The following is a 25,782-nucleotide window of genomic DNA, read 5'->3' on the forward strand; positions in this document are numbered from 1 at the left end:
AATGAGTACTCCCTTCGTCAATCCGCTATCTATTCCCGTTCTCGGATTTTGTGCCTATAGCGGCACGGGGAAAACCACCCTACTCAAGCAATTGATCCCCGAATTAAATCAGCGCGGCCTGCGTCTGGCGGTGATCAAACATGCTCACCACAATTTCGATGTCGATATTCCCGGTAAAGATAGCTACGAGATGCGCAAAGCCGGCGCGCGGCAAATGCTAGTCGCCTCCCATGTGCGTTGGGCGCTAATGACCGAAGATGCCCGCGATGGCGACCCAGAGTTAGTCCACCTACTCAAGCAAATTGAAGCCGATAAAGTCGATATCGTCTTAGTCGAAGGCTTTAAAAAACTCACATTACCGAAAATTGAGCTGCACCGCGCCGCCCACGGTAAGCCGTTTATCTATACCCAAGACGACAACATTCTCGCCATCGCTTGCTGTGATGACACAGAACTGCCGAGTGAGCTAAGAAGACTCGACCTTAACAATGTCGCGCAAATTGCTGACTTTGTTATGGAATACGCCAATAGCTGGCAAGCACCCAACCCCGCATTACCGATCGCGACTGTCGATGCCTGCACCTTGGGCAGCGATAAAAACCTCAGCGTGAGCCAAGGCTTGGCGCAGATTTTATCCCATGTCGTCCCCGTGACTGAGGTGGAAGACATAGGTTTAGATGCATTAGATAACCGCGTGCTCGCCCGCGACAGCATTTCGCCCGTGGATGTCCCGCAGCAAACCAACTCGGCGATGGATGGTTATGCCTTCGCCTATCAAGATCCGCTGCCAGCGAGCTTCAACTTAGTCGGTGAAGTATTAGCCGGACATCAATATTCGGGCACACTCAAAGCGGGTGAAACCGTGCGCATTATGACGGGCGCGCCCGTACCCGCAGGCGCAGATACAGTTCAACCTCGAGAGCTGGCTAACGAGGCTAATGCCAAGGTCAGTTTCGATGGCCGCATTCAACAGGGCCAACACGTTCGCCTTGCAGGTGAAGACATAGGCCAAGGCCAAGTTGCCCTCACCCAAGCCACACGCCTAAGCGCCGCCGAACAGGGCTTATTAGCCTCCCTCGGCCTTGACCGAGTAACGGTTTATCGTCGCCCGACCGTGGCCGTGTTCTCAACAGGTGATGAAGTCAGCCAACCCGGCGAAGCACTAAATCCAAACTGTATCTATGACTCGAACCGTTACACCATCAAGGCAATGGCAAAACGTTTAGGTTGTGACGTCATTGACTTAGGTATTATTGAAGATTCCGAAAGCGCACTCGAAGCGACCTTAACCAAAGCCGCGGCGCAGGCCGATGTGGTGATCAGCTCAGGCGGTGTTTCCGTTGGCGACGCCGACTACATCAAGGCAGTGCTGACACGCCTTGGCAATATCGACTTCTGGCGGATCAATATGCGCCCCGGTCGCCCACTCGCCTTTGGTAAGGTCGGCGATAGTCTATTCTTCGGCTTACCCGGCAATCCGGTGGCTGTGATGGTGTCGTTCCTGCAATTTGTGCAACCTGCGCTGCGTAAACTCGGCGGTGAAACAAACTGGCAGGCGCCGTTATTCCCGGCGATTACCGATGAAACCCTGCGTAGCCGCACGGGCCGCACTGAGTTTATCCGCGGAATTTATCGCCTCGGTAATGATGGCAGGCTGCACGTCACCAGCACAGGTAACCAAGGTTCGGGCATGCTCAGCTCTATGGTCAAAGGCAATTGCCTTATCATCATTGGAGATGATGCTGAAGCGGTGAATGCGGGTGAAACCGTGTTTATTCAGCCTTTTGCCGATCTTCTATAAGAGCCACTGAGTCCCTATGAGCCAACTCGTGGATGCCTTTGGCCGTCAGGTCGAATATTTACGACTCTCAGTGACGGATCGCTGCGACTTCCGTTGTGTCTACTGCATGACGGAAGATCCCTGCTTCTTGCCCAAAGACCATGTTCTGCACCTCGAAGAGTTGGCTTGGATTGCCCAAGCCTTTACTGAACTTGGGGTGACTAAAATTCGCCTCACCGGCGGCGAGCCCTTGGTGCGTAGCGATTGCGATCAACTGGTGCACTTACTGGGCAAGCTACCAGGGCTTAAAGATTTATCGATGACCACTAATGGTTCTAGGCTCAGTAAGTTTGCCAAGCCTATGTTTGATGCGGGTCTTAAGCGCTTAAACATCAGCCTAGATACCCTTAACCCCGAGCTCTTTACCCAACTGACACGTAACGGCAAATTAGCACGCGTTATCGAAGGGATTGATGCGGCTATCGCCGCAGGTTTTGAGCGAATTAAAATCAATGCGGTGATCCTTAAACAGCAAAATGACCATGAAGTGATTGATCTGGTTAATTTTTGCCGTGACCGAAACCTAGATATCGCCTTTATTGAAGAAATGCCGCTGGGTGAAATGGACGAGCGTAAAGACGCGCGTCATTGCAGCAGTGATGAAGTTAAGGCCATGATTAACGAGCATTATCCCCTGCAACTTTCCAATAAACGTACTGGCGGCCCCGCGCGTTACTACACCATGGCGGATAGTCCGATTCATATCGGGTTTATCTCACCCCATAGCCACAACTTTTGCCACGAATGTAATAGAGTGCGCGTAACCGTAGAGGGGCAATTATTGCTCTGCCTAGGTAATGAACACTCCATTGATTTAAAAAGCATTGTGCGAGAATACCCCGGGGATATTCAGCGCCTTAAAACCGCGATTCTCCAAGGTATCAAGCTCAAGCCTAAGCAGCATGTTTTCGATAATAGTGGCGTGCAAATCCTGCGCTTTATGAATAGCACTGGCGGTTAACCCCTTCGTCCTAGGGCTAGCATCTCTATTTTGCCGTGATACACTCATGGCATCAGTCCCATTTTTTGTGTCACTCTTCCTATGGCGCTTACTCGTAAACAGTGGAATAACATCATTATTCTTGCCTGCATTTTTATCATTGCGGTGCTGACGTTTATGGATAAGAAAACCCATAATGTGCCGAGTGATGCCCAACTGTTATTTGATGACAATGCGCCGCTGGCGCAATTGCAGCTAGATGGTGTGTGGCTGCATAAACAAGCCTCAGGTTGGGAGTGCGATCCGCTGGTGCTCAACTGCGCCCAATGGGCCAAGGCTTGGCAAGGCCTAAAAGTCTCGCCCCTCAGCGAGGCACCACAACCCACAGGCAAACCGCAGGAACTGGTGATCCAAATTGCCGAGATCCGCCAATCGCAACGTTGGATTTATTTCCCCGAGGACGGTGTGCTCAAATCACCCGCTGGCAACTGGTATTTAGTGCCCCCCAGCCTAAGGGCCGATTTACAGCCTATTCTCGATGCAAAATCTACCAGCTAATTTATTACCTAAAAGAACTCAATCATGCCGGAATTACCAGAAGTCGAAGTCACCCGTCAGGGCATAGCCCCACATCTTGTCGAACAAACCGTAGTTGACCTCGTAATCCGTAACGCCTCACTGCGTTGGCCCGTTCCCGAACTTGCCAAACAGATCATCGGCCAAACCATACGCCAAGTGCGTCGCCGCGCTAAATATCTGTTAATCGATACCGATGCTGGCACCAGCATAGTGCATTTGGGGATGTCGGGCAGCTTGCGGATCCTGCCCCATGACACGCCAGTGGAGAAGCACGACCATATCGATCTTGTCCTCGCCAATGGCCGAATTCTGCGATTTAACGATCCGAGACGTTTTGGCGCTTGGTTATGGTGCCAATTGCCAGAGGAAGCCCATCCGCTACTGGAAAAACTCGGGCCAGAACCTTTGACCGACGCCTTTAACGTCAATCAGTTAGCTGCCGCACTGGCGGGCAAGAAGAAGGCCATCAAACTCTGCCTGATGGATAACCATATTGTGGTAGGTGTGGGGAATATTTACGCCAACGAAGCACTCTTTGCCGCAGGAATACACCCCGAGGCGGAGGCAGGCAAGATAGATATTGAACGCTTAACGGTACTGGTTGCCGAGGTCAAACAAATCCTCGCCCACGCCATCAAACAGGGCGGTACTACACTTAAAGACTTCACCAATGCCGAGGGTAAACCCGGCTATTTCGCGCAAAAGCTGCATGTTTACGGCCGCGGCGGCGAAACCTGCACTCAGTGCGGCAATCTACTCAGCGAAATCCGCCTGGGTCAACGCACCACAGTATTTTGCGGCATCTGCCAGACGCGTTAATCTCGCCGATAAAAATGCCTGCAATTGCAGGCATTTTTAGCTTCTTCGATATGGCTGTTGATTACTCTTTTAACCAACGGCCAGGATGATCGGTAAAGTAGCGGTAAACACGCTCTGGCGCTTGGCACTGAGGCTTAAGCTCTGACGCAGATAACAAAATCCATTCGTCACGGTGGGCAATCCCCATGCTCTTACCGCCTTTGATATCGAAACAACTCAGCTCAGCACCGCTAGGCACTAACACATAACGCTGTTTGTTCTCCTGCATCCATTGCCACGCGTTACGCTCTTGTTCTTCTACCGGCGCGAGATAACTAAAGTGCGTCACACTCATGGGCGAGAACAGAATAAATTGCTCTTTAAAGTTTACTAAGCCAAGTTCGGCATCCTCACCTATCACCTCGGCAGTGTGTAGCATCAGGCTTCTGGGAGTGCGCATTTCATCGAGCATAGCGTAACCCCAAGTGCTCACCAGCACCCAGCCCAAGGCTGAAACTAACCCCACTTTCACCAGTGCAAACTGACGACGCGCCAGCCACAGCAAGGCACACCAAAGCACCCCGAGCAAAATAAATAAGTAACCAATGCCAGTGAGATCATCGGTATAGTCCGCCAGCGCTTTGACAAGCGCAGGATGATGGATAAATGCCAGCACGCCGGCCACTAACACCAGTGCGCCCAAGAACCACAGCACACCAGTGACTAGTTTTTCAAACCAAGCTTTGGGGGAAATACCCGTTAATACCGCCGATGCCGCGAGGGCCAACATAGGTAATGCGGGCAGAATATACACATTGCGCTTGCCCGGACTGATACTGAAAAACAGCACCACGAGCCCGACCCAAATCAGCAGAATCGCGATGGTGGGATCGGCTTTCACCTTTTGCACCCACTGTTTCCAATAGGCGACCACCAGTAACGAAATCGGGAACCACATCCAAGGGATCACGCTCAGCACGAAGAAGTACCATGGCTTGATATGGTGCCAAGCATTGACGTAACGCTCGCCCGTTTGCTTAAACAAAATGTTATTTTGATAGGCAACCATCTCGGGCGTGCCATGGGCTTGAACCGTCATCACCATTGGCACTAACCAACAGGCAATCACGGCCAGCATGGCCAAAGGCCCCGCGAGGCAAAGCCAAGTTAAGCGGCCCTCGAAACGGGTCTTATCTTTGAAGGCGTAAATCCCAATTGGAATGAGCAACAACAGGGGCAAGAAACCAACCCCCTTAGTGATCACCCCAAGTCCCATAAATGCCCAGCCAATAAAATACCAATGCCACTTAGGCCCAAGCATAAAATGCCTGATTAATCCGTAACATCCCACGGTTATCCAACACATCACCATGGCATCTATCTGGGCATTTTTCGCCTGCATCAAAAACTGCGGCACGATAAGGAGCAATAGTGCAGCGTTGCGGCCAACCCGCACATTCCACAATCTGGCACCCAGATCATAGACAAGGAATACCGTCAGCAAGCCGCAGAAAGCATTGGGGAGTAAGAAGGAGAGTTTTAACGACCCTGTGAGTTGATAAAACAGGGCAATCGCCCACATAAATACTGGCGGCTTATCGGGATAATATTCCCCGCCCCGGGTAGGGAATAACCATTGACCCGAGGCAACCATCTCCCGCGCGACCTCAACAAACCGCGGCTCGTCGGCGGGCCAAGGGGAACGAAAACCTATGCCAACCAGCAAGATCAGCAAACTCATCAACAGCAGCGGCCAGAGTACTTGGTAATAATCTTCGCTATTGAAACGACGATTCAATGCATCCATTCCTAATCCCTATTTAGTTTTCCAATTCATCCACCTGCTTACGCAGGCTAGAACGGTACAGGTAAGCACCGATAAGACTCGAGATAATAAACAGCCCGATACTGATCCCCAGTTGGTTATGATCAGATAAGCCAATGCCCGCGCCCGCAAAACTGAAAATCAGCATCTGCGGCAAATAACCCAGCACGCTGCCAAACATAAATCCCCCCGCGGGGATATGTGTCGCCCCCGCAAACAGATTCGTCAGCAGATTACTGCCCACGGGCAACAGACGGATCATTAAGACTTTTAACCAAGTCCGATGAATGATCAGCGCCTCAAACTTTTGTAAACGATTGCCAAAACGTCGTTGCAGACTGCTTCGAATGGTTAATCTCGCGGTATAAAACGCCAGCACACAACCCAGCAATGCCGCTAAGGTGGAAAATAAACCACCATAGATTCCACCGAGGGCAAAGCCGAATACAAAGGCGATCACCTGCCTCGGCCCACCGACAGCGGTAAACAAGGCGCCAACCATCAGCAACACCGCCAGCGCATAGGCCCCTTGAGCGGCAATAAAATGTGCCACCCAATTGCTATCGGTCACATGCTCGAATAACCCTTGCTGGGCCGCAAACATTAACACCAGCAAAATAAAGACGATAAAAATCGCCTTATAGAGTCGCTTCATCTTAATCGTGCCAGCTGGTTTCGCTACGGGCGACCTTAGCGATTTTCGCCCTACGACCGAGCCACATGACGCCCATGATGTCGACAATTCCGACCCAGACCCGATTCCAAGCAGTATATTTAGATACGCCTACTTGGCGATCCCTATGATTAACCACAGAAATAAACACTTCGCCCCCCATGCGGCGCACCAGTGCTGGGATATATCTGTGCATATGGTCGAAGTAAGGCATGCGCAGGAAGGTTTCGCGGGGGAAGAGTTTTAAGCCACATCCGGTATCGGGTACGCCATCGTGTAACAGTGCATCACGCACTTTATTCGCAAAGCGGGACTGGAATCGCTTCCACGCCGTGTCCTTGCGGTTTTTGCGATAACCGGCAATACAAAAATGTTCGGCATGAATTTGCGGCAATTGGGCCAACATGGCGGGAATATCCGCAGGGTCGTTTTGCCCATCGGCATCTAAGGTGACAATGTATTTACCGCGGGCATGTAAAACGCCAGTGGAAATAGCGGTACTTTGGCCCGTACTGCGCTCGTGACGAATAGCTTTAGCATCGCATTGCATCACCTCTGCGGTGTGCATAACTTCACCAAAAGTGTCATCCTGACTACCGTCGTCGACAACAAGAATTTCAAACTCAGTCAACCCTTGCAGGGCTTGGCATATCTCTTTCATTAATGGGCCAATATTGCCCACTTCATCTTTGGCGGGGATCACGACTGAAATCACGTTAAGGCTCCAAGCTTAATAACCATGAGTACGGTAACATAGGATTGTGGCAAACAAAAATCTGCATTGATAGGATGTTATGAATTAAACGGAACGCGAGCCCAGCATTGTATACGGGTGAAAATCGAGAAAAGAGCACTTAATTTGGAACTGTGGATTTCATCGAAATGACATATTCTAATGCCGCAGAAAATGCTAGTTTGGGAAACAAAATGCCAAACTGTATAAAACCTATGAACATAGTTGTAGTTGGAATGGGCTATGTTGGCCTATCGAACGCGGTTTTACTCGCCCAGCAAAACCATGTAGTAGCGATTGATTTGATGCCCGAGCGCATCGCGTTAGTTAATGCGCGTAAACCAACTGTCGCCGACAGTCTGATTGAAGAATACCTGCAGCATAAAGTCTTAAATCTCAGTGCCACGAGCGATAAAAACGTCGTTAAAGAAGCCGATTTTGTCATCATAGCCACTCCTACGGATTACGACCCACAAACCAACTACTTTAATACTCAGTCGGTCGAACGGGTCACGAAGGAAGTGCTAGCCCTAAATCCTGACACCACTATTGTCATCAAATCGACTGTGCCAGTGGGTTTTACCGAAGGGCTGAGAAGTAAACTCAACAGTGACAATATCTTATTTTCGCCAGAGTTTTTGCGCGAAGGTAAGGCGCTTTACGATAACCTGCACCCCTCGCGGATCATAGTGGGTGAACGTTCAGAGCGCGCCCAAGCCTTTGCCGATCTGCTTGCTCGCGCCGCCATTAAGCAAGATATTCCAATTTTACTCACAGACAGCACTGAGGCCGAGGCAATTAAGTTGTTTGCCAACACCTTTTTAGCCATGCGCGTCGCCTACTTTAATGAGTTGGACACCTATGCGGAGAGCCGAGGGCTCAACACCCGCCAGATTATCGAAGGCGTATGTTTAGATCCGCGCATCGGCGATTACTATAACAATCCTTCCTTCGGTTATGGCGGTTACTGCCTGCCCAAGGACACTAAGCAATTGCTGGCCAACTATAACGATGTGCCTAACAATCTCATCAGCGCCATTGTCGATTCCAACACGACCCGCAAAGATTTTATCGCCAACGCTATTATCAGTAAGCAACCGAAGCGAGTGGGGATCTATCGCTTAATCATGAAATCCGACTCAGACAACTTCCGCGCCTCGGCGGTACAAGGTGTAATGAAACGTATAAAGGCCAAGGGCATCGAAGTCGTGGTCTATGAGCCCGTACTCAAGGAAGACGAGTTTTTTAACTCGAAGGTGATCCGTGATTTACATGAATTTAAAGCCATGTGCGATGTGATTATTTCTAACCGTATGGCCAATGAACTCGAAGATGTCGCCGCTAAGGTGTACACCCGGGATCTGTTCCATCACGACTAAGCGTCCAAAATTTAAAGGTTTACTATGAAATACTTAGTCACAGGCGCCGCCGGATTTATCGGCGCTAAAGTCAGTGAGCGCCTCTGCGCACAGGGCCATGAGGTTGTAGGTATCGATAACCTCAATGACTATTATGATGTAGGGCTAAAGCTAGCCCGACTGGCACCGCTCGAAGCCTTAAGCAATTTCCGTTTTATCAAACTGGACTTAGCCGACAGAGACGGCATAGCAGCATTGTTTGCAGAACAAGGTTTTCAACGGGTTATCCATCTCGCCGCGCAGGCTGGGGTGCGCTACTCCCTCGATAATCCCCTCGCCTATGCCGATAGCAATTTAGTTGGGCATCTCACCATTTTAGAGGGCTGTCGCCACCATAAGATTGAGCATCTCGTCTATGCCTCTTCATCCTCTGTGTATGGCTTGAATCAAAAGATGCCATTTTCGACCGAGGACAGTGTCGATCATCCGATATCCCTGTACGCGGCGACCAAAAAAGCCAACGAATTAATGTCGCACACTTACTCACATCTCTATCAGTTACCCACCACAGGCTTGCGCTTTTTTACTGTGTATGGTCCCTGGGGACGACCCGATATGGCCTTGTTTAAATTCACAAAAGCCATTCTCGCAGGCGACTCTATCGATGTGTATAACCATGGCGATCTCAGCCGTGATTTCACCTATATCGACGATATCGTTGAGGGCATCATCAGGGTACAAGACAAACCTCCTCGCCCCACACCGGACTGGCGTGTAGAAACTGGTACACCTGCTAATAGCAGCGCACCCTATCGCGTATTCAACATAGGCAATGGCAGCCCTGTGCAATTGCTGGATTTTATTACCGCACTCGAAAGTGCACTCGGCATTGAGGCTAACAAACAATTCTTACCCATGCAGCCCGGTGATGTGCATTCCACCTGGGCCGATACCGAAGACCTGTTTAAGGCGGTGGGTTATAAACCCCAAGTGGATATCAATACTGGGGTGGGTAGATTTGTCGAGTGGTACCGCGCGTTTTATGCGAAGTAAGCTCTCTGAGAAAACAAAAAGGCCTGCTGATTAGCAGGCCTTTTTGTTGGATTAGCGCTTAAAAACGGTATTCAAAACTGCTGAAGAAAGTCGCATTAGTATCGTTTTCTTGTACATCAAATTCCGATCTCGATACTGTACCGCCCAGACTCCACATGCCCTTCCACACCGGCATACGGTAAGAAAGTTCCAGCATCAACAAGTCTTCCTTCGGTGGCTGTGGCGCCCATGTGGTCGCCACATTGGTGCCGTCTTTATTCAACTTGGCATAACGCAGGAGCGAGGTAAAACCTCGGCTGTTATGGAACTGACCAACCAAACCAAACACAAAGACTTGAGCATCGCTATCATAGGTCGAACCTAAAGCTCTGCCGTAGTAACGCGCTCCACTGAGGTAAACAGGATCTTCATAGAAGCAGTTAGGCTTGCCATCACACTCGACAAAGGTATCCGAGTATTCCATGAATAACTTGAATTGCTTACCAGATGTACCGAAATGGGTATCTATCCCCCAAAGTGAGCCGCAATCGCTGCCGTTTTCACAGCTATGCTCAAGGTACAAACCAACGGGGATATCCTGCCAAGTGTCGGCATAACGTAAATCGATGCTCTGGGTTCTATGGCCCGCGTCACGGCGTTGATCGGCAAGACAAGAATCCGAACCGTCGATGCACACCGCATTGCTTGCCACTGAGTCCCACCAAGAATCGAAGTCGCAATTCTGTCCTTCGCCACAAAATAGCGTCGACCAAGACAGGCCTATTTCTAGCTGCTGAAGGGGTTTGGCGGTGAAACGCATATCCCATTCAGCCGTTTTAGGCACGGCACGCTCTTTTTCAGCCATGCTAAAACCGGTCTTAAAGGTCCAAGGCCCAATCCAAGATAACCATGGCGTTTCGAAGGCGGCGGCATTATTACGGCTGAGCGACAGTGACTGCATTGGGCGCGCATTGTTAGAGCGATGCAATGCCGAATCAAATCCCGGCCCCCACCACTGCTCAACCGTACCTAAGGTCGCAATCCAGTTACCCATGATTACCGCAAAGTAAGACTCATCGAGACGAAAGTTTTTGTTATCTTGCGGATCGTAGGTCTCGGCAACTGTGGTTTTATAGGCCACACGTGAGCCTAAGTATTCGTAGGAGGCTTTAGCCTCACCCTTTTCACGGTAGTCTGAGCCATAATGCTGGAAGCGAGCAGGATCGGTCGCCCCCGAGAGTTTAACCCTAGCATTGCCGCGATTATCGACGGCATTTTGATAGTAAAAGTTAACTCGAGCAAAGGCTTGCACTAATCGGGGAGACAATAGCTCGGGTTCGACTTTAGCTAAGTCACCACCAATACCAGACCACATCAAGGGAAAGGTATTCACTGGCACACGGATCACGCCCGCATCGGCCAGTGCTTGAATATCGGCTCTTAAATAAATATCCGAGGCATCCACCCAAGGGGCGGCAGCAACGGAAGCAGAAAACAGTAAACCAGATGCAACGCTAGCAGCGAGGATAGTGGGGGTCAAAAAAGCCTTCATAACATCCTTTTCATTATCATCGCGAGGCCTGATGCCTCAAAGGTTTTATGGAAATACTCAGCCTTATCAGGCTTTTGCGAGGTTAAGCTTGGCGGTCAACGCGCTTGCCACCTCAGGGTGTACAAATTGACTCACATCGCCGCCATGCAGCGCGACTTCCTTCACTAAGGTGGAAGAAATAAAAGAGTTTTCTTCGGCCGGCGTTAAAAACACGCTCTCAAGATCAGGGCTTAATCTGCGATTCATGTTGGCCAATTGGAATTCATACTCAAAGTCGGAAACCGCACGCAAACCACGCACCAGCACGCTCGCACGCTGTTCCTTGGCAAAATCCACCAGCAGGCCCGAAAAACCAACCACTTCCACATTATCCAAATGGGCTGTGACGCGGTTTACCAACTCAACGCGCTCCTCGAGAGTAAACCTTGGCTGCTTAGATGGATTGGCCGCAATGCCAATAATCACATGCTTAAACAACTTAGCCGCACGCTCAATCAAATCGGCATGACCATTGGTAATGGGATCGAAAGTCCCAGGATAAATCGCTCTTGTATGCACTTTGCTGACTCAACTCAGATAGATACCCAAAAATCATTGCCGCCAGTCTACTCGTTTTAGCCACTTGAGTGAATCATCCCGATAAAAACCGCTGAAAATCCCGTTAAAAATTGAAATACTGGCAAGAATTCCTCGGATTAAGCCCATGTAAAGGCATGAACTGATATAATGCCGACTCGCTATATATTGGCTTAAGTAGGCAGCGGCTTTTCGTCCAACCTCGATGGATTGAAACCACACCACAACCGATTAAGTCCACGTAATCAGAGCACTTATATGAAAAAAATCGCCATTTTTTGCCATAACTTTTTCTCTAACGGTACAGTAAAAGTCGCCTTATCTCAGGCCGAAGTGCTGCAAGAAGCCGGGCAAGATGTTCACCTCTTTGTGTTCCATAAAGAGGGGGATTTTATGCCACCAGAAAATGTGACGATTCATTATCTTTATGACGCCGGTCAAAAGCCAAGCCTACAGGAGCAAAGACAACGCCTGCAGGCCAAGGTGGCCGAAGCGGAACAATCGGGTAAGTTCTCGCTATTTTTAAGTAACTCGACCGATTGCGATGTCGTTGTTTCCGGCTGCGATTTCGATCCCTGCTATTACTTTTGCCACTGCGCCCTTAAGCAAGAACTCTTGATGGAATTAAAGCGTGGTCCAGTGCATTTCTGGCGTCGCTGGAAAAAGGCTAAGGCACTGATTGGCAAAAAAATCATTACAGTTTCCAATGGCATCGCCGATGAACTCAGAGCTACATTTTGGCTTAAGCCAGAGAGCGTACAGACTATTTATAATCCTTTTAAAATCGAAGAGATTCGTAATAAGTCAAAAGAATTCAACGCTGACATTCCTAATAAGCCTTACATGATTCACGTCGGCCGAGTTACGCGCCAAAAACGGCATGATATTCTCTTTCAAGCCTTGAAACTCGCACCAAACGCACCAGACTTAGTTTTACTAACTAATCGTCCAGAGCGCGCACGGAAAATAGCCAAAAAATATGGGGTAGAAAATAGAATTATAACTCCAGGCTTTCAACAAAATCCTTTTCCTTGGATTGCAAATGCTGAACTGATGCTATTAAGTTCTGATTTTGAAGGTTTTGGATTAGTCATAGTTGAGTCATTAATCTGTAACACTCCAGTTGTTAGCACTGACTGCCCTTATGGTCCAAGCGAGATTCTCACAGGACATTTAGCACAATATCTTGTCCCCGTTCGACAACCCGCTCTACTTGCACAAAAGACACTGGAGTGCTTGGCTTCACCGCCAGCTTTAGACAATCTCGAAATATTAAAAGCCGTAGACAGCCAATATATTGCCGCTCAATATATTGCTCTGGGAAAGAATTAAAATTGAGAACTCCATTGTGAAACTCCACCTTTATAGCAGGTGGCTTTCAAATAGCCCCCTAGAAGGGGGGGCTAAAAAACTAATATTCCATATCCTAACTGAATCAGTCTCTCGACTTCCTCTTTCGCGACTTTATCTTGGTGCCTTACATATCTTCTGATGATACTGACAACGGTAAGATATATGCGATGATGACTCGTATCTGCTCATACAATTACTGGTAACAAAGGCAGTAATTGTATGAGCATTCTTCGGGCAAAGCCTCACATGAACGATCATCATCTCCAAAGGAGGTGGTTTTAAAATACCAATAAATATACACAATACGAGTATTAACTAACGACTATTATCATCATAAAAACTAAATAGTTTTCATGAGTTTTTTATAAGCTATATATCGTGAAAGACGATGCCCGCGCCATGTAAGCAAACCTTTGCTATCAAGATCTCTCAACTCTTCTGCAAATGCTGGTAACATTTCAGCTTGTTGTTCCAATCCTGCTTGCTTACATTTTTTGAGCTGATAACTTAAAAGAGGCCGCATCAAAGTATTTTTTATATGGCTTAACTCCTTACTTCCTAAGTTTTTTTGGTAAGTGTTGTAGATCGAATTGATTACTATGTGATAATCACGAATAAGCTTTGGAGTTGGCTTTTGTTGTGTTATCGAATTCTCATACCTTGTGTATAGATATAATGGGGTTGGAATAACGACTGTCTTTGGACGTTTTGCTAAAATGGAGAAACTGTACGAGATATCTTCATAGTTGACTCCAGGAATAAAATAAAGCCCTTTAACAAGCTGTTTCTTATATAACTTATTCCACACAACCGATCCAATTTTATAAGGCTTTTTATTTTTATGATATAAAGGGTCCGAGATTACTTTATAATTTATTTTTTCAATTTCAAACTTTTTATCTGGATGATCGAAGCCATCAGAATAAACACTCTGCCAAACAACCAAATCCGCTTTATTTTTTTGCGCAAAATAATAGGCTATTTCTAATGTTTGCGGTTGTATCGCATCATCTGGATCGATAAAAAAAATGTAATCACCTAGAGCTACGTTTAAGCCAGTATTGCGAGCGACTGATACACCTTGATTATTCTGGTTTACAATCTTAATTCTTGCATCGTATTTTTTATATTCATCTAAAATAACATCACAATTATCAGGTGAACCATCATTAACACAAATAACTTCAAAGTCTTTAAATGTCTGCGACACAACACTTTTCAAACATCTTCTTAAAAACTTCTCAACATTATAAACTGGAATAATAACAGAAATTACAGGGTGTATATTTGAAATTTCCATATTCACTTCAATCCTAAAGACGTCTTTTCAATTATTCAAGCACAGTAAAATAACATAAAAATAAACTTTATGATAATACAGTTCTATATTATATACGCCATCACAAAACCAAATAAAAAACACAAATCAGACATTCATGAAACAATTAGCTAAACAATTTCCAATAGCCTAACTTGCGGCGCATTTTAAAGTGTCGCAGTAGGTTCAATGGCTTAGGTTTAAGCCAAGCGGTTCCCTTATCGATCAAGGCATCGGTCGCCGCGAGTACACGCTGGCTAGACTGACCATCTCCCGTGGGGTGGATTTGATTGCAATAATCATGGATATGCGCCATCAAATCATCGGGGCGGCTAAGTGCTCTAGTGAGTGCAGGTTCAATCTCTTCGACTCGGTTAATATCGATTAAATGCGCCTTCGGTGACTGATTTTTAAAGGTCACTACAGGCTTACGCTGCATTAAAAACATCAATAAAATCGAGGATGTATCGCAGAGCATCACATCTCCCGCCTGCAGAAGCGGGATCACGTTGTCGGTTTCCACAAACTGCAGATTCTCATTTTCGAGAGTCTTGTATTGCTCAACAATACTTGGCTTCATCTTAGGATGGAATTGTACCAACCAGCGCCACTGGCTCTTTTGCGACAGGGCTTTAATCTGCTCGAATACCTCAGGCGCACAGGTCAGACTGGGGGAGAATGTAGAGCAAAACAGCACTACAGGCCGAGGATCATCGGGCTTAATGTAAGGATTGTCTTTATTTTCAATAAATAAAGGATCGAGCGCTGGCCAGCCAGTTTCAGCCACGGTAAAGGTGCCGATTTTTTTCTCTAGCTCAAGGAAAGGCAACGTCGTCGCGGGCCCTTGGGTGCAATACAAGTCAAAGCAATCGCGGATTTCGAAGTGATCTTCTCGCCCCTTATGATTCATTTTGCCCGCATTAAAACCGTGGAACACCCCCACTTTTACTCCAGGGATAAAGCTTGGCACTACGTTACCCGGCACGAACACGGCATCGGGTTTCCATGCCTTAACGGCATCGATATCGGGTAAGCGTTTTTCATCCGCTTTAAGGAATTTGGGGTCGACTTCACGGCCTTCGAGGAACCAACACGCCTCATCGCCACGCGCCAGAATCACTTGCTGCAGCGGCCTTAGCATCGCATAGGAATAGTTCTGTGCTATGTAGAACAAATAACGTCTTTTATTTGATTTACGCGCTTCCACCGCTTTCTCCTTGGGTAAATTATTTCGCTAGCGCGAGATATTGTTCGGCAATCGCAGTCGCATCCACCTTAGCTAAAATCTCCACATTGTCGAGGGATGGCGGCTGGGCGACCACGGCGTCAATCATCTTGGCCAAGGCAGCAGGATTACGACGGGGCACAAGATAGGGAGCCAAATTGCCGGTCAAAATCTCATTAGGCCCATGTGGGCAATCGGTACTGACCACTGGCGTGCCGCAGGCTAAGGATTCGATTAATACCGTCGGCAATCCTTCGAAATCGGAACTCAGCACCAGAGCTTTCGCACGTTTGATCCAAGGAAAAGGATTACTCTGGAATCCAGGAATGATTAAGCGCTTCTCGATGCCGTATTTCTTCGCCGCTTTAATCGCCTTCTTATGGTTATGGCATAACAGCACTACGGGTAACTGATTTTGGGTCTGTTTAAGGGCCTCAAACAACACATCGTGGCGCTTCTGCTTAGCAAAACGTCCCACGTGGATCAGATAGTCACCTTGAGGGATTTGCGGATTATCTTGCTGTGACTGAGCAACAATCTCATTAAATTCAAATGGATTGTAGATAGTTCGCATGGATGCTGGCTGCAAGCGTCCCTTAGCTTGAATCTCTTTGGCGATGCCGTTGGACACTGTGATCAAATGCTGGCCATTGAGCGCTTTTTTCGCCCGCAGTTTCTTATAGTAGGCGAAGGGGCCTAACTTAAACTGACGACTCAACTCTTCTTCAACCGATGAATGCACAATCACATAGAGTGGTGTCACCCCAGTTTTGGTCATCATCAAATTGGTTTTATCAAGATTAGATAAAAACAGATCGAACTTACCGACTCGGTACTCAATCTCGGCAATCTTTGCCCGTAACTTATCGACCGATGCCCCTAGGCGCCCGAAGTGGTCATAATCTTTATCTTTGTCGGCAAAACATTGATGTACAGGTAAATTTTCAGGAGTTTCGTAATAACGATTATCTTCCATGACCAAAAAATGCGGCTCATGCCCTAGGCTAATAAACTGCTTTGCCAAGGTAATCATGACCTTCTCGGCTCCACCACCCGCTAAACTGTCGATGGCTATGGCTATCCGCATGATTTTTCTCCTAAACGATAATCTAAAACTCAGGGTGACAGGCTAACAGTGGTTAACTGTGTGTCTGCTGAATAACCTGATCAAATTTCTCTATCACGGCTTCGACACTAATTAGCGCCATAAGGTGCTCACCCTTAGCACGGGTGCCCCATTTCACCTCACCGCTTTGCTGTGAGGCGATGGCCTCTTGGTAGGCGCTTACCACATACTGCTGCGATAAATAAGGCCCGGTGCGACCTGGGTTGGAATGGGCATATAAACCTATGACAGGCGTCCCTTGCGTGACCGCCATGTGTGCAGGGCCTGTATCGGGCGCTAGCACTAGGCTGGCGCGTTTCAGCAGAGCCAGCAATTGAGTCAAACTGGTTTTGCCGACTAAGTTATCGAGTTTCGCAGAACATGCATTGGCAATATCGTCGGCCAATGTCTTTTCAAGTGCTGTTGGGCCACCGCAGAGAATGACTCGATAACCCTTATTCACCGCATGTTGCGCCACGGCGGCATAGCGCTCGGGCAGCCAATTTCGCTCGGCTTTACTGGCAGCCGCGCAAATGACTAATACCTTCTCGCCATCGGCAATCTGGCGCTGGGCAAATTCAGTATCCGCTTGAGGGACTGGAATATTCCAACTCGGGGTGATGTCGCTCACGCCAATCGCCTTGGCGAATCCCATAAAGCCGTCCAGCACATGGGGCTCTGCTAAAGGTTCGACTCTATGATTGGTGACCAGCCATTGACCTTCTTTGGCGCGGGCACGGTCGAATCCGACCCGAACCTTTGCCGAAATCGCGAGGGAGGCCAAGGTAGCACGTAGCGCCACTTGCATATGTAGCAAGACATCGAAGCGACGGCCTTTCAGCGCCTTATGCAGATTAAGGTAACTGCGCCAGCCCTGGGATTTATCGAAAATCACAAACTCAATACCGGGCAAGTGCTTTAATAGTTGGTATTCGAGCTTGCCTATCACCCAAGTGATTTTGAGCTGGGGATATTGGCGTTGAATCGCCTGCACCATAGCCACGGCATGACAGACGTCACCGATAGCCGATAGCCTAAGCAGGCAGAGAGAATTCATGGTGTTGGGATTTAAACTCAAGCGAATAGCTCTTAAGGTTATTTGGCGCAAGCTAAGGATCTTAATGTAGAATGGCCGCAGGTGCCACGCTTAAGTCAACAAATCTCCCATGAACGCACAAATCAAAATCATAAATACCGCAGATGGCTATATGGCACTTTGCCAAGATACGCCTGAAGACATTACTCCGGCTTGGTTTTCGGTGGATTTCTGGCGTGAAAAAGCCGCGGTAGTGGGATCATCCAAGGGACGTTACACCACTTGGTTTGTGGCCTTTAGCGAGCGTCATTGGGTGTTGCGACATTACTGGCGTGGTGGCCTGATGGAGAAATTCAGTAAGGATGCCTACTTCTATACCGGGCTTGAAAATACCCGCGCCATGGGCGAATTAAGGCTACTTGACTTGCTCTACCGCGAGCAATTTGCGGTGCCTAAACCTATTGCCGCCAATATTGTGCGCGATGGCTTGTTCTACCGTGCCGACATTATTATCGAGCGGGTCAATGGCGCCGAAGACTTGGTCGCTAAGTTAACCAAAGGCGCTATGACTCCAGAGCAGTGGCAAGCATTAGGCGCCACCATTGCCCAATTTCATCGCCGCGGCGTTTACCATGCCGACTTAAACGCAAAGAATATTTTGTGGCAACCACAGCAAACGGATGGCGTACAAGAACGTTTCTATCTGATTGATTTTGACAGGGGTGAAATCAAAACGCCCCATGCGCAATGGCAGAAGGCGAACCTTGATAGGTTGCTACGCTCCTTCAATAAAGAACAAGGAAAACAGCCTACGCTCGCCTTTACGCCCGCCGACTGGACGGCTCTGCTCGCGGGCTATCACTCAGTTATTCCCCAAGCCTAGTGACCTGAATAGCGTTAGGCTGTTTGGCGCGAGAGTAACGACTCGGCGAGAGCAAACTGGCGCTGCAAGGCGCCACGATTAGCCTCTACTACGGCAAGGCCTGCCTCAGCGGCTTGTTGGCGTAATGCAGGCAGCTCAAAATACTGAATTAAATTCTCACCCAACTCTTGGCCTGAACTCACAATTCGCAGGCCGCCCGCGTCAGCCAACATTTGGGTAATTTGGGCAAAGTCCCAATGATTCGGCCCCACCATCACAGGTACGCCCATGGCCACGGGCTCTAAGGGATTATGGCCACCATTTTCAATTAACGTCCCGCCCACAAAGGCTTGATCGGCTGCGCCATAGAAGGTTAACAATTCACCCATGGTATCGCCCACCAGCACCTGCGTCGTGGCAGTAATCGCTTGAGCCTCACTGCGGCGCACAAATTCAAAACCTTGGCTGGCAACGACATCGGCCACCGCCGCAAACTGCTCAGGATGACGCGGTGCAATCACCAATAACGCCTCTGACCATTTAGCGAGCAGCTGCTTATGGGCGCTCAGCACTGCATCAAACTCACCGGGGTGAACACTCCCAGCCACCCATACGGGCGCAGTCTCTTTCCCCCAAGTCTGCCTTAGCTCTCGCGCTAGGGTTAATCGTTCAGGGGTGATAGTTAAATCAAACTTCAAACTGCCGCAGACTGTGACTCTATCAGCAGGCACCCCAAGGTCGATAAACCGCTGTGCCTCGGCTTGCGTCTGCACCGCAACCACATCTAAACGTTGCAACATGGGGCGACTCAACTGTGGACGCTTGGCATATTGCGCCGCCGATTTAGCCGACAACCTAGCATTAGCGAGCATCAAGCGCACGCCGCGCTTAGCCGCCAGCGCCACGAGATTCGGCCACAGCTCAGTCTCCATAATGATGCACCATTTAGGGGATAACTGGCGCAGAAAGCGGTTCACACACCAAGGCAAATCGAAGGGTAAGTAGCAATGCTGCACTTGATCACCAAAGGCTTTACGCACCTCAGCAGAACCCGTCGGGCTTGAGGTTGTGACCGTAATCTTAAGCTGTGGATGCGCCTGTTGGATCTGGCGGATTAATGGAATCGCCGCCAGCGTCTCGCCCATAGAAACCGAGTGGATCAGTAAATCCGTTGGTGCCAGTCGTGTTAATCCGAAACGTTCGCCCCAGCGGCCACGGTAATCAGGGCTTTTAATGGCACGGAACGCCAAATAAACAATGAGCAGAGGGGATAATAGATAAAGCAGCACACTGTAAAAAAATCGATTCATAAAAATCGTGCTTATGAGTTTTTGCCTGATGAATAGTGGCAATGTTAGCATAATATCCCCAAGCGACCTCAAGATACGAGTTTCAGCCTCTTGAGATTGTTTGGGGATATCAATCGTATTGAATTTTTGTTCATTGAGATGAATCCATACGATTTTAAATTAGGGATAATTTACCAGCAGTGTAGCGGTCGTTGGTTAGCCTTCTTTAATCAATTTGTAGCGTTCACTAGCCACTTGGAAAATATATGAAAACCCGCGACAAAATCATCTATGCCAGCCTTGAGCTATTCAATGAGCACGGCGAACGAAATATCACCACCAATCATATTGCCGCTCACCTGAATATGAGTCCCGGGAATCTTTATTATCACTTCCGTAATAAGGAAGACATTATTCGCTCGATCTTCAGTCTCTACGAGGCGCACCTCGAATCGGGATTCCAACCCTATGAAGGCGAGCAAGTCAATGTGGAGCAATTGATCGGCTATTTCGACGCGATGTTTTATACCCTGTGGCAATTCCGTTTTATGTACGCCAATCTGGCCGATATTCTCGCCCGCGATGAAGAATTAAAAAGCCGTTATCTGCAGGCGCAGCAGCAAGTATTAACGCGTTCGAGCCACGTGCTGGATAAACTCAAGCAGGACGGTTTTTTAAATATCGACAATGACAAAATCACCCAACTTGCCGACACCATTAAGATGATTGTGAGTTTTTGGATTGGTTATCAACTCACCCAATCCAGCACCTCAACCATCACTAAAGGCATTCTGTACGAAGGTGTATTGCGGGTATTGATGATTTTTAAGGCCTACGCCACCCCAACATCTCAAGCGACCTTCAGCCGTTTAGAGCAGCACTACCACGAGCTAGCGACCCAAGATTCGCTCTAATCGCCCCAAGCCGTCGCATTTAGCACTAAACTCAACAGGTTAAAGGTGCTAAATGCGGGCTCAATTTATACCCTCTGCGGTGATGCAACCCTCAAAGTGCAGCGTAGCCGACCATGTTGCACATTAGTTTTTATAATGTAACAACCCCTTTAGCCCTAAACTAATTTATCTAGCTAACCTGCATGAAAAAAAGGCTGTAGGCCGATAGGGTTTAGCGTTAAAATGCCGCAACTCCCAGAATCAGAATAAAGTTAACTAAGGAGATATCAGGTGGCCTCTACCTCATTCTACGCACAGATTAATCAACAGCTTGCCGATGTTAAAGCCGAAGGTTTATATAAAAGCGAGCGTGTTATTGCCTCACCGCAACAGACTGCCATTCAAGTTAATCACCAAGAAGTTGTTAACTTTTGCGCCAACAACTACTTAGGCTTAGCCAACCACCCAGAACTGATTAAAGCCGCACAGCAAGGCTTAGACAGCCACGGCTTTGGCATGGCGTCGGTCCGTTTTATTTGTGGAACCCAAGACATCCACAAACAACTCGAAGCCAGCCTGAGCGAGTTCCTCGGCATGGAAGACACGATTCTGTATTCTTCTTGCTTCGACGCCAACGCAGGTCTGTTTGAAACCCTGTTAGATGCCGAAGATGCCATTATCTCCGACGCCCTAAACCATGCCTCTATTATCGATGGCGTGCGCTTATGTAAGGCCAAACGTTTCCGTTACGCCAACAACGATATGGCGGATTTAGAGACGCAATTGATCGCCGCAAAAGCCGCTGGCGCGCGCAATATTCTGATCGCCACCGACGGCGTATTCTCAATGGACGGCGTCATCGCCAATCTGCAAGGCGTGTGTGATTTAGCCGATAAATACGGCGCATTAGTCATGGTTGATGACTCACATGCCGTGGGCTTTGTTGGTCAAAACGGCCGTGGTTCGCACGAACACTGTGGCGTGATGGGCCGTGTCGATATTATCACTGGCACCCTAGGCAAGGCCTTAGGCGGCGCATCGGGCGGTTTCACTTCAGGTAAAAAAGAAGTCATCGACTGGTTACGCCAACGCTCTCGCCCTTACCTATTCTCTAACTCATTGGCGCCTTCGATTGTAACGGCCTCTATCCATGTATTAGAGATGCTCAAATCGGGCCAAGCACTGCGTGAAGCGGTATGGGAAAACAGCCGTTATTTCCGCGAGAAAATGTCAGCGGCAGGCTTTATCTTAGGCGGTGCCGACCACGCGATTATCCCTGTGATGATTGGCGATGCCAAATTGGCGAGCGATTTCGCTAACCGCTTATTAGCAGAACATATTTACGTTATCGGCTTCTCCTTCCCTGTGGTACCAAAGGGACAAGCCCGTATCCGTACGCAAATGTCAGCGGCCCACACCCGTGAGCAACTCGACAAAGCAATTGAAGCCTTTACCCGTATTGCTAAAGAAATGGCGATTATTTAGGACCCTACAAAATGAAAGCACTAAGCAAGTTAAAAGCCGAAAAAGGTATTTGGTTAGTCGATGCGCCTAAACCTGAAATGGGCCATAACGATCTGCTGATCAAGATTAAAAAGACCGCCATTTGCGGCACCGACATGCACATCTACAACTGGGACGAATGGTCACAAAAAACCATTCCTGTACCTATGGTGGTAGGTCACGAATATGTGGGTGAAGTGGTTGATATCGGACAAGAAGTTCGTGGCTTTAACATTGGTGACCGCGTTTCTGGCGAAGGCCATATCACCTGCGGCCACTGCCGTAACTGCCGCGCTGGTCGCACCCATTTATGCCGTAACACCTCAGGTGTGGGTGTAAACCGCGAAGGTTCATTTGCCGAATATTTGGTTATCCCGGCCTTTAACGCCTTCAAAATCCCCGATGATATCAGCGACGATTTAGCCTCTATTTTCGACCCATTCGGTAACGCAGTGCACACTGCGCTGTCATTCGACTTAGTGGGCGAAGACGTGTTAATCACTGGCGCTGGTCCTATCGGAATTATGGCTGCGGCCGTATGTCGCCACGTTGGCGCTCGTCATGTGGTCATTACCGACGTTAACGAATACCGCTTAGAGTTGGCCCGTAAAATGGGTGCTACCCGCGCAGTTAACGTGGCTCAGGAAAGCCTGAAAGACGTGATGAAAGAACTCGGTATGACTGAAGGGTTCGACGTGGGTCTAGAAATGTCTGGCGTACCTTCTGCCTTCCACGCCATGTTAGATACCATGAACCACGGCGGCAAAATCGCGATGCTCGGTATTCCGGGTGGTGAAATGGCGATTGATTGGAGCAAAGTGATCTTCAAGGGTCTGGTCATCAAAGGCATTTACGGCCGTGAAATGTTCGAAACCTGGTACAAGATGGCAAGCTTGATCCAATCTGGCTTAGATATTTCGCCTATCATCACCCATCACTACAAGATTGATGATTTCCAAAAAGGCTTCGACGCTATGGGCTCGGGCCAATCTGGTAAAGTCATCCTCAGCTGGGATTAATTCTCTTAGCTATGCCAATCACGGGGCTGTACACATGCAGCCCCATGTTGCACACTTATCCCATCGCTTATCCCTTTTAAGTTATTTCAGGTTTTATTATGTCTTCCTTTAAACACCTTAGCGTGAATCAATTAGTGCAAATGACCGAGTCAAAGCCAGTGCAAATCGTCGATATTCGCGATGGTCACAGCTTTAACAACGGCCACATTGATGGCGCATTTAATTTGAATAACGAGAATCTGGCGCACTTTATTGGCCAAGCGGATATGGACAGTCCTTTAGTGGTGGTTTGCTACCATGGCATCAGCAGCCAAAATGCCGCGCAATATCTGTGTGAGCAAGGGTTTGATGACGTTTATAGCCTAGATGGTGGCTTTAGCGCTTGGCATGAGGCCAATGCATGATAGAGATTGGCAGACTCCCCAACAGCAGAGCCGCGCAGGCCTTTGTCGATTACCTCAAAGGTGAACAGATAGACTGCCAAATTCAGCCATTGCCGCAGGGAGTCGCTATTCTGGTTATCCGCGATCAGGATGCCGAGCAAGCCCGTAAAGAATTTGCCCACTTTATCGCTCATCCTTACGATAACAAATACTTACAAGCCTCGTGGGAGCATGGTGATACCAATACTAAGCTCGACTATGGCGCCCCTTCTTTACAGCTATTTACCCAATTTATCACAGGCGCAGGCCCAGTTACTCTTATCATCTTCGGCCTCTGTGTACTGATTTATGCTGCGATGAATTTAGGCTTCGCCAGCCCCGTTTACCAAGCACTCTCCTATTTTGGCGCAGTGTCTGACACCAGTTTTAGTGAATTCTGGCGCGTGTTTACCCCAAGCCTGATGCACTTTTCCGCCATGCATATCATCTTCAATTTGCTCTGGTGGTGGTATTTGGGTGGAAAAATCGAGACTCGCATAGGCACAGCCCCGCTGTTAATCCTGCTACTGGTCGCGGGTACTTTGCCCAATATCGTCCAATACTATGTTAGCGGTCCCAACTTTGGCGGGCTGTCAGGCGTAGTGTATGCGGTCGCCGGTTACACTTGGGTCATGGGGCGACGTAAACCAGAGGCGGGTATAGGCTTACCGCCATCCTACATGGGATTTATGCTGATTTGGCTGGTGTTAGGCTTTACGGATTTCTTAGGTGTTTCAGTTGCGAATGGCGCCCATATTGGTGGGCTATTGATAGGTCTCGCCCAAGGCTGGCTTGATAGTCGCAGTAAAGCCACTCGCTAACTCACCGCGATTTCTTCCATATTCAGATACAAATGCAGGGTAAGCCTTAGAGTTTACCCTGCTGCATTTAGGTGCCGTTACTTGGCCAACTCTAATACTTTGGCGACCAACTTCTCGATGCCAGAGTGCGCCTCGGCAATGTTCCCCGCAAGCATATAAGCGGGCGTGCTGACAATCTTATTCGCCTCATCCACCACAATATCATGCACAGTCGCCGCCTGATGATGGCCGCCCATCAGATTAAAGGCTGCTACCGTATCCACATCATTACCAATAGTGCCCTTAGCGCCGTGTCCATATAAACGCGGGATCATCATAGGCGCGATACAAATAAAGCCGACAGGCTTTTTCGCTAGAATAAATTCATTAATAAAATCAGTAACGAGTGGATTCACTTCACACTCACTACCATTGGTGGCGAAGTTACACAGATTTTTCGCCGCCCCAAATCCGCCAGGGATAACCAGTGCATCGAAATCGGTAATATCAAGTTCGGTGGTTGCTTTTACTTCGCCACGGGCGATACGTGCCGATTCAACCAGCACATTTCGTGTCGCCGTCTTGTCTACTTCGCCCGTGAAGTGATTAACAACATGCATCTGATTGATATCGGGAGCAAAACATTGATATTGAGCCCCCGCTTTCGACAGAGATAATAACGTTAAAACCGATTCATGGATCTCTGTTCCATCGAAAACACCGCACCCACTGAGCAATACTGCGATTTTTTTCATTATAAATATCCTTCTTATGTCATTTGGTTTTAACAAACTGTAAACAAAATGGTTGATCTGCTTAAAAATCATGCTAACTTAGTTCGTCGAATCTAAGGGTCGGTGAAAATTAACGCAGCCTTTAGGTATTTTACGGAGTCAAGAAAAAATCCACAAATCAGGAAGATTTTTCAAGAAACAGTATTGAACTCACACAAATATTTTAAAAACATAAAAATCAACAACTTAAAAATATCGCACCAAGCCGTAAACATCGCCATTATTCACAGTTGACTTTTTCACTCACAGAGTTATCC

At 48.3% G+C, this 25,782-nt stretch carries 24 protein-coding genes; 13 read left to right on the forward strand and 11 right to left on the reverse strand.

All coding sequences use genetic code 11. The features are described 5' to 3' along the window. The first annotated feature begins 1 nt into the window (after window position 1). From N5E87_RS20780 to mutM, 4 genes are all read left to right on the forward strand, one after another. A complete protein-coding gene (locus N5E87_RS20780; protein ID WP_055648182.1) occupies window positions 2-1,801 on the forward strand; it encodes a bifunctional molybdopterin-guanine dinucleotide biosynthesis adaptor protein MobB/molybdopterin molybdotransferase MoeA in 1,800 nt (599 codons plus the stop codon). A gap of 16 nt (window positions 1,802-1,817) precedes the next feature. Further along, the gene (gene moaA / locus N5E87_RS20785) at window positions 1,818-2,801 is read left to right on the forward strand and encodes a GTP 3',8-cyclase MoaA (protein WP_086902503.1); all 984 of its coding nucleotides are present in this window, start codon (window positions 1,818-1,820) and stop codon (window positions 2,799-2,801) included. Between the two features lie 81 nt (window positions 2,802-2,882). Continuing rightward, window positions 2,883-3,338, forward strand: coding sequence for a hypothetical protein (locus N5E87_RS20790; RefSeq protein ID WP_011624601.1), 456 nt, complete (start codon window positions 2,883-2,885; stop codon window positions 3,336-3,338). A gap of 24 nt (window positions 3,339-3,362) precedes the next feature. Then, entirely contained in the window at window positions 3,363-4,178 is an 816-nt protein-coding gene (gene mutM / locus N5E87_RS20795; RefSeq protein WP_011624602.1) for a bifunctional DNA-formamidopyrimidine glycosylase/DNA-(apurinic or apyrimidinic site) lyase, read from the forward strand. Window positions 4,179-4,239: 61 nt separating this feature from the next. On the opposite strand, the gene N5E87_RS20800 is transcribed toward mutM, so the two are convergent. The 3 genes from N5E87_RS20800 to N5E87_RS20810 are packed head-to-tail and all read right to left on the reverse strand — an operon-like array spanning window position 4,240 to window position 7,370. After that, window positions 4,240-5,964, reverse strand: coding sequence for a glycosyltransferase family 39 protein (locus tag N5E87_RS20800; RefSeq protein WP_086902504.1), 1,725 nt, complete (start codon window positions 5,962-5,964; stop codon window positions 4,240-4,242). A gap of 13 nt (window positions 5,965-5,977) precedes the next feature. Further along, entirely contained in the window at window positions 5,978-6,637 is a 660-nt protein-coding gene (locus tag N5E87_RS20805) for a VTT domain-containing protein (protein WP_023266183.1), read from the reverse strand. A gap of 1 nt (window position 6,638) precedes the next feature. Continuing rightward, window positions 6,639-7,370 (reverse strand): glycosyltransferase family 2 protein, encoded by a 732-nt coding sequence (locus N5E87_RS20810; RefSeq protein ID WP_011624605.1) that lies wholly within the window; start codon window positions 7,368-7,370, stop codon window positions 6,639-6,641. A 233-nt stretch (window positions 7,371-7,603) separates the two neighbouring features. Between N5E87_RS20810 and N5E87_RS20815 the strand changes: the two genes are divergently transcribed. Beyond that, entirely contained in the window at window positions 7,604-8,767 is a 1,164-nt protein-coding gene (locus N5E87_RS20815; RefSeq protein ID WP_086902505.1) for a nucleotide sugar dehydrogenase, read from the forward strand. A 24-nt stretch (window positions 8,768-8,791) separates the two neighbouring features. Beyond that, window positions 8,792-9,799 (forward strand): NAD-dependent epimerase, encoded by a 1,008-nt coding sequence (locus tag N5E87_RS20820; protein WP_086902506.1) that lies wholly within the window; start codon window positions 8,792-8,794, stop codon window positions 9,797-9,799. A 58-nt stretch (window positions 9,800-9,857) separates the two neighbouring features. On the opposite strand, the gene N5E87_RS20825 is transcribed toward N5E87_RS20820, so the two are convergent. Beyond that, window positions 9,858-11,330 carry a capsule assembly Wzi family protein gene (locus N5E87_RS20825; protein ID WP_069453919.1) on the reverse strand — a complete coding sequence of 491 codons (1,473 nt, stop codon included), beginning with the start codon at window positions 11,328-11,330 and terminating at the stop codon, window positions 9,858-9,860. 66 nt (window positions 11,331-11,396) lie between these two features. Beyond that, window positions 11,397-11,888: a pantetheine-phosphate adenylyltransferase gene (coaD, locus tag N5E87_RS20830; RefSeq protein ID WP_011718800.1), complete on the reverse strand. Its 492-nt coding sequence runs from the start codon at window positions 11,886-11,888 to the stop codon at window positions 11,397-11,399. 276 nt (window positions 11,889-12,164) lie between these two features. Between coaD and N5E87_RS20835 the strand changes: the two genes are divergently transcribed. After that, the gene (locus tag N5E87_RS20835) at window positions 12,165-13,238 is read left to right on the forward strand and encodes a glycosyltransferase (protein ID WP_037428321.1); all 1,074 of its coding nucleotides are present in this window, start codon (window positions 12,165-12,167) and stop codon (window positions 13,236-13,238) included. Window positions 13,239-13,599: 361 nt separating this feature from the next. Here N5E87_RS20835 and N5E87_RS20840 read toward each other — a convergent pair whose 3' ends face one another. The 4 genes from N5E87_RS20840 to N5E87_RS20855 form a co-directional block, all read right to left on the reverse strand. Then, window positions 13,600-14,559, reverse strand: coding sequence for a glycosyltransferase (locus N5E87_RS20840; RefSeq protein WP_050991351.1), 960 nt, complete (start codon window positions 14,557-14,559; stop codon window positions 13,600-13,602). 145 nt (window positions 14,560-14,704) lie between these two features. Next, on the reverse strand, window positions 14,705-15,784 hold the full coding sequence (locus tag N5E87_RS20845; protein WP_109277653.1) for a CDP-glycerol glycerophosphotransferase family protein: 1,080 nt from the start codon (window positions 15,782-15,784) through the stop codon (window positions 14,705-14,707). Window positions 15,785-15,803: 19 nt separating this feature from the next. Next, the gene (locus N5E87_RS20850; protein ID WP_011627686.1) at window positions 15,804-16,889 is read right to left on the reverse strand and encodes a glycosyltransferase; all 1,086 of its coding nucleotides are present in this window, start codon (window positions 16,887-16,889) and stop codon (window positions 15,804-15,806) included. 52 nt (window positions 16,890-16,941) lie between these two features. Then, complete coding sequence (locus N5E87_RS20855; RefSeq protein WP_037428319.1) at window positions 16,942-17,985, reverse strand: glycosyltransferase family 9 protein; 1,044 nt, start codon at window positions 17,983-17,985, stop codon at window positions 16,942-16,944. Window positions 17,986-18,073: 88 nt separating this feature from the next. Here N5E87_RS20855 and N5E87_RS20860 point away from each other — a divergent pair, with 88 nt between their 5' ends. After that, the gene (locus N5E87_RS20860; protein WP_086902508.1) at window positions 18,074-18,826 is read left to right on the forward strand and encodes a 3-deoxy-D-manno-octulosonic acid kinase; all 753 of its coding nucleotides are present in this window, start codon (window positions 18,074-18,076) and stop codon (window positions 18,824-18,826) included. Window positions 18,827-18,840: 14 nt separating this feature from the next. Here the strand turns inward: N5E87_RS20860 and waaA are convergent, their stop codons facing one another. Next, on the reverse strand, window positions 18,841-20,115 hold the full coding sequence (waaA, locus tag N5E87_RS20865; protein ID WP_086902521.1) for a lipid IV(A) 3-deoxy-D-manno-octulosonic acid transferase: 1,275 nt from the start codon (window positions 20,113-20,115) through the stop codon (window positions 18,841-18,843). A 245-nt stretch (window positions 20,116-20,360) separates the two neighbouring features. Here waaA and N5E87_RS20870 point away from each other — a divergent pair, with 245 nt between their 5' ends. The 5 genes from N5E87_RS20870 to glpG all read left to right on the forward strand — a co-directional run bounded on the left by N5E87_RS20870 (window position 20,361) and on the right by glpG (window position 24,752). Continuing rightward, on the forward strand, window positions 20,361-21,008 hold the full coding sequence (locus N5E87_RS20870) for a TetR/AcrR family transcriptional regulator (protein WP_011624620.1): 648 nt from the start codon (window positions 20,361-20,363) through the stop codon (window positions 21,006-21,008). 270 nt (window positions 21,009-21,278) lie between these two features. After that, window positions 21,279-22,472, forward strand: a complete 1,194-nt coding sequence (locus N5E87_RS20875; RefSeq protein WP_086902509.1) for a glycine C-acetyltransferase — start codon at window positions 21,279-21,281, stop codon at window positions 22,470-22,472. A gap of 11 nt (window positions 22,473-22,483) precedes the next feature. Continuing rightward, window positions 22,484-23,509 carry an L-threonine 3-dehydrogenase gene (gene tdh, locus N5E87_RS20880; protein WP_086902510.1) on the forward strand — a complete coding sequence of 342 codons (1,026 nt, stop codon included), beginning with the start codon at window positions 22,484-22,486 and terminating at the stop codon, window positions 23,507-23,509. 98 nt (window positions 23,510-23,607) lie between these two features. Continuing rightward, complete coding sequence (gene glpE / locus N5E87_RS20885) at window positions 23,608-23,913, forward strand: thiosulfate sulfurtransferase GlpE (RefSeq protein WP_011718813.1); 306 nt, start codon at window positions 23,608-23,610, stop codon at window positions 23,911-23,913. After that, a complete protein-coding gene (gene glpG / locus N5E87_RS20890; protein WP_086902511.1) occupies window positions 23,910-24,752 on the forward strand; it encodes a rhomboid family intramembrane serine protease GlpG in 843 nt (280 codons plus the stop codon). Before glpE ends, glpG begins: the two co-directional genes overlap by 4 nt. A gap of 77 nt (window positions 24,753-24,829) precedes the next feature. On the opposite strand, the gene elbB is transcribed toward glpG, so the two are convergent. Next, window positions 24,830-25,486, reverse strand: a complete 657-nt coding sequence (gene elbB, locus N5E87_RS20895; RefSeq protein WP_011718815.1) for an isoprenoid biosynthesis glyoxalase ElbB — start codon at window positions 25,484-25,486, stop codon at window positions 24,830-24,832. Between the last annotated feature and the right edge of the window lie 296 nt (window positions 25,487-25,782).

Origin of the sequence: Shewanella sp. GD03713, assembly GCF_029843705.1 — a bacterium.
Taxonomy (GTDB): Bacteria; Pseudomonadota; Gammaproteobacteria; order Enterobacterales; family Shewanellaceae; genus Shewanella.

What these genes read in the sequence shown, in the direction of transcription:
- N5E87_RS20780 (WP_055648182.1), top strand. Translation starts at nt 2, where the DNA reads ATGAGTACTCCCTTCGTCAATCCGCTATCTATTCCCGTTCTCGGATTT.
- moaA (WP_086902503.1), top strand. Translation starts at nt 1,818, where the DNA reads ATGAGCCAACTCGTGGATGCCTTTGGCCGTCAGGTCGAATATTTACGA.
- N5E87_RS20790 (WP_011624601.1), top strand. Translation starts at nt 2,883, where the DNA reads ATGGCGCTTACTCGTAAACAGTGGAATAACATCATTATTCTTGCCTGC.
- mutM (WP_011624602.1), top strand. Translation starts at nt 3,363, where the DNA reads ATGCCGGAATTACCAGAAGTCGAAGTCACCCGTCAGGGCATAGCCCCA.
- N5E87_RS20800 (WP_086902504.1), bottom strand. Translation starts at nt 5,964, where the DNA reads ATGGATGCATTGAATCGTCGTTTCAATAGCGAAGATTATTACCAAGTA.
- N5E87_RS20805 (WP_023266183.1), bottom strand. Translation starts at nt 6,637, where the DNA reads ATGAAGCGACTCTATAAGGCGATTTTTATCGTCTTTATTTTGCTGGTG.
- N5E87_RS20815 (WP_086902505.1), top strand. Translation starts at nt 7,604, where the DNA reads ATGAACATAGTTGTAGTTGGAATGGGCTATGTTGGCCTATCGAACGCG.
- N5E87_RS20820 (WP_086902506.1), top strand. Translation starts at nt 8,792, where the DNA reads ATGAAATACTTAGTCACAGGCGCCGCCGGATTTATCGGCGCTAAAGTC.
- N5E87_RS20825 (WP_069453919.1), bottom strand. Translation starts at nt 11,330, where the DNA reads ATGAAGGCTTTTTTGACCCCCACTATCCTCGCTGCTAGCGTTGCATCT.
- N5E87_RS20835 (WP_037428321.1), top strand. Translation starts at nt 12,165, where the DNA reads ATGAAAAAAATCGCCATTTTTTGCCATAACTTTTTCTCTAACGGTACA.
- N5E87_RS20840 (WP_050991351.1), bottom strand. Translation starts at nt 14,559, where the DNA reads ATGGAAATTTCAAATATACACCCTGTAATTTCTGTTATTATTCCAGTT.
- N5E87_RS20850 (WP_011627686.1), bottom strand. Translation starts at nt 16,889, where the DNA reads ATGCGGATAGCCATAGCCATCGACAGTTTAGCGGGTGGTGGAGCCGAG.
- N5E87_RS20860 (WP_086902508.1), top strand. Translation starts at nt 18,074, where the DNA reads ATGAACGCACAAATCAAAATCATAAATACCGCAGATGGCTATATGGCA.
- waaA (WP_086902521.1), bottom strand. Translation starts at nt 20,115, where the DNA reads ATGAATCGATTTTTTTACAGTGTGCTGCTTTATCTATTATCCCCTCTG.
- N5E87_RS20870 (WP_011624620.1), top strand. Translation starts at nt 20,361, where the DNA reads ATGAAAACCCGCGACAAAATCATCTATGCCAGCCTTGAGCTATTCAAT.
- tdh (WP_086902510.1), top strand. Translation starts at nt 22,484, where the DNA reads ATGAAAGCACTAAGCAAGTTAAAAGCCGAAAAAGGTATTTGGTTAGTC.
- glpE (WP_011718813.1), top strand. Translation starts at nt 23,608, where the DNA reads ATGTCTTCCTTTAAACACCTTAGCGTGAATCAATTAGTGCAAATGACC.
- glpG (WP_086902511.1), top strand. Translation starts at nt 23,910, where the DNA reads ATGATAGAGATTGGCAGACTCCCCAACAGCAGAGCCGCGCAGGCCTTT.
- elbB (WP_011718815.1), bottom strand. Translation starts at nt 25,486, where the DNA reads ATGAAAAAAATCGCAGTATTGCTCAGTGGGTGCGGTGTTTTCGATGGA.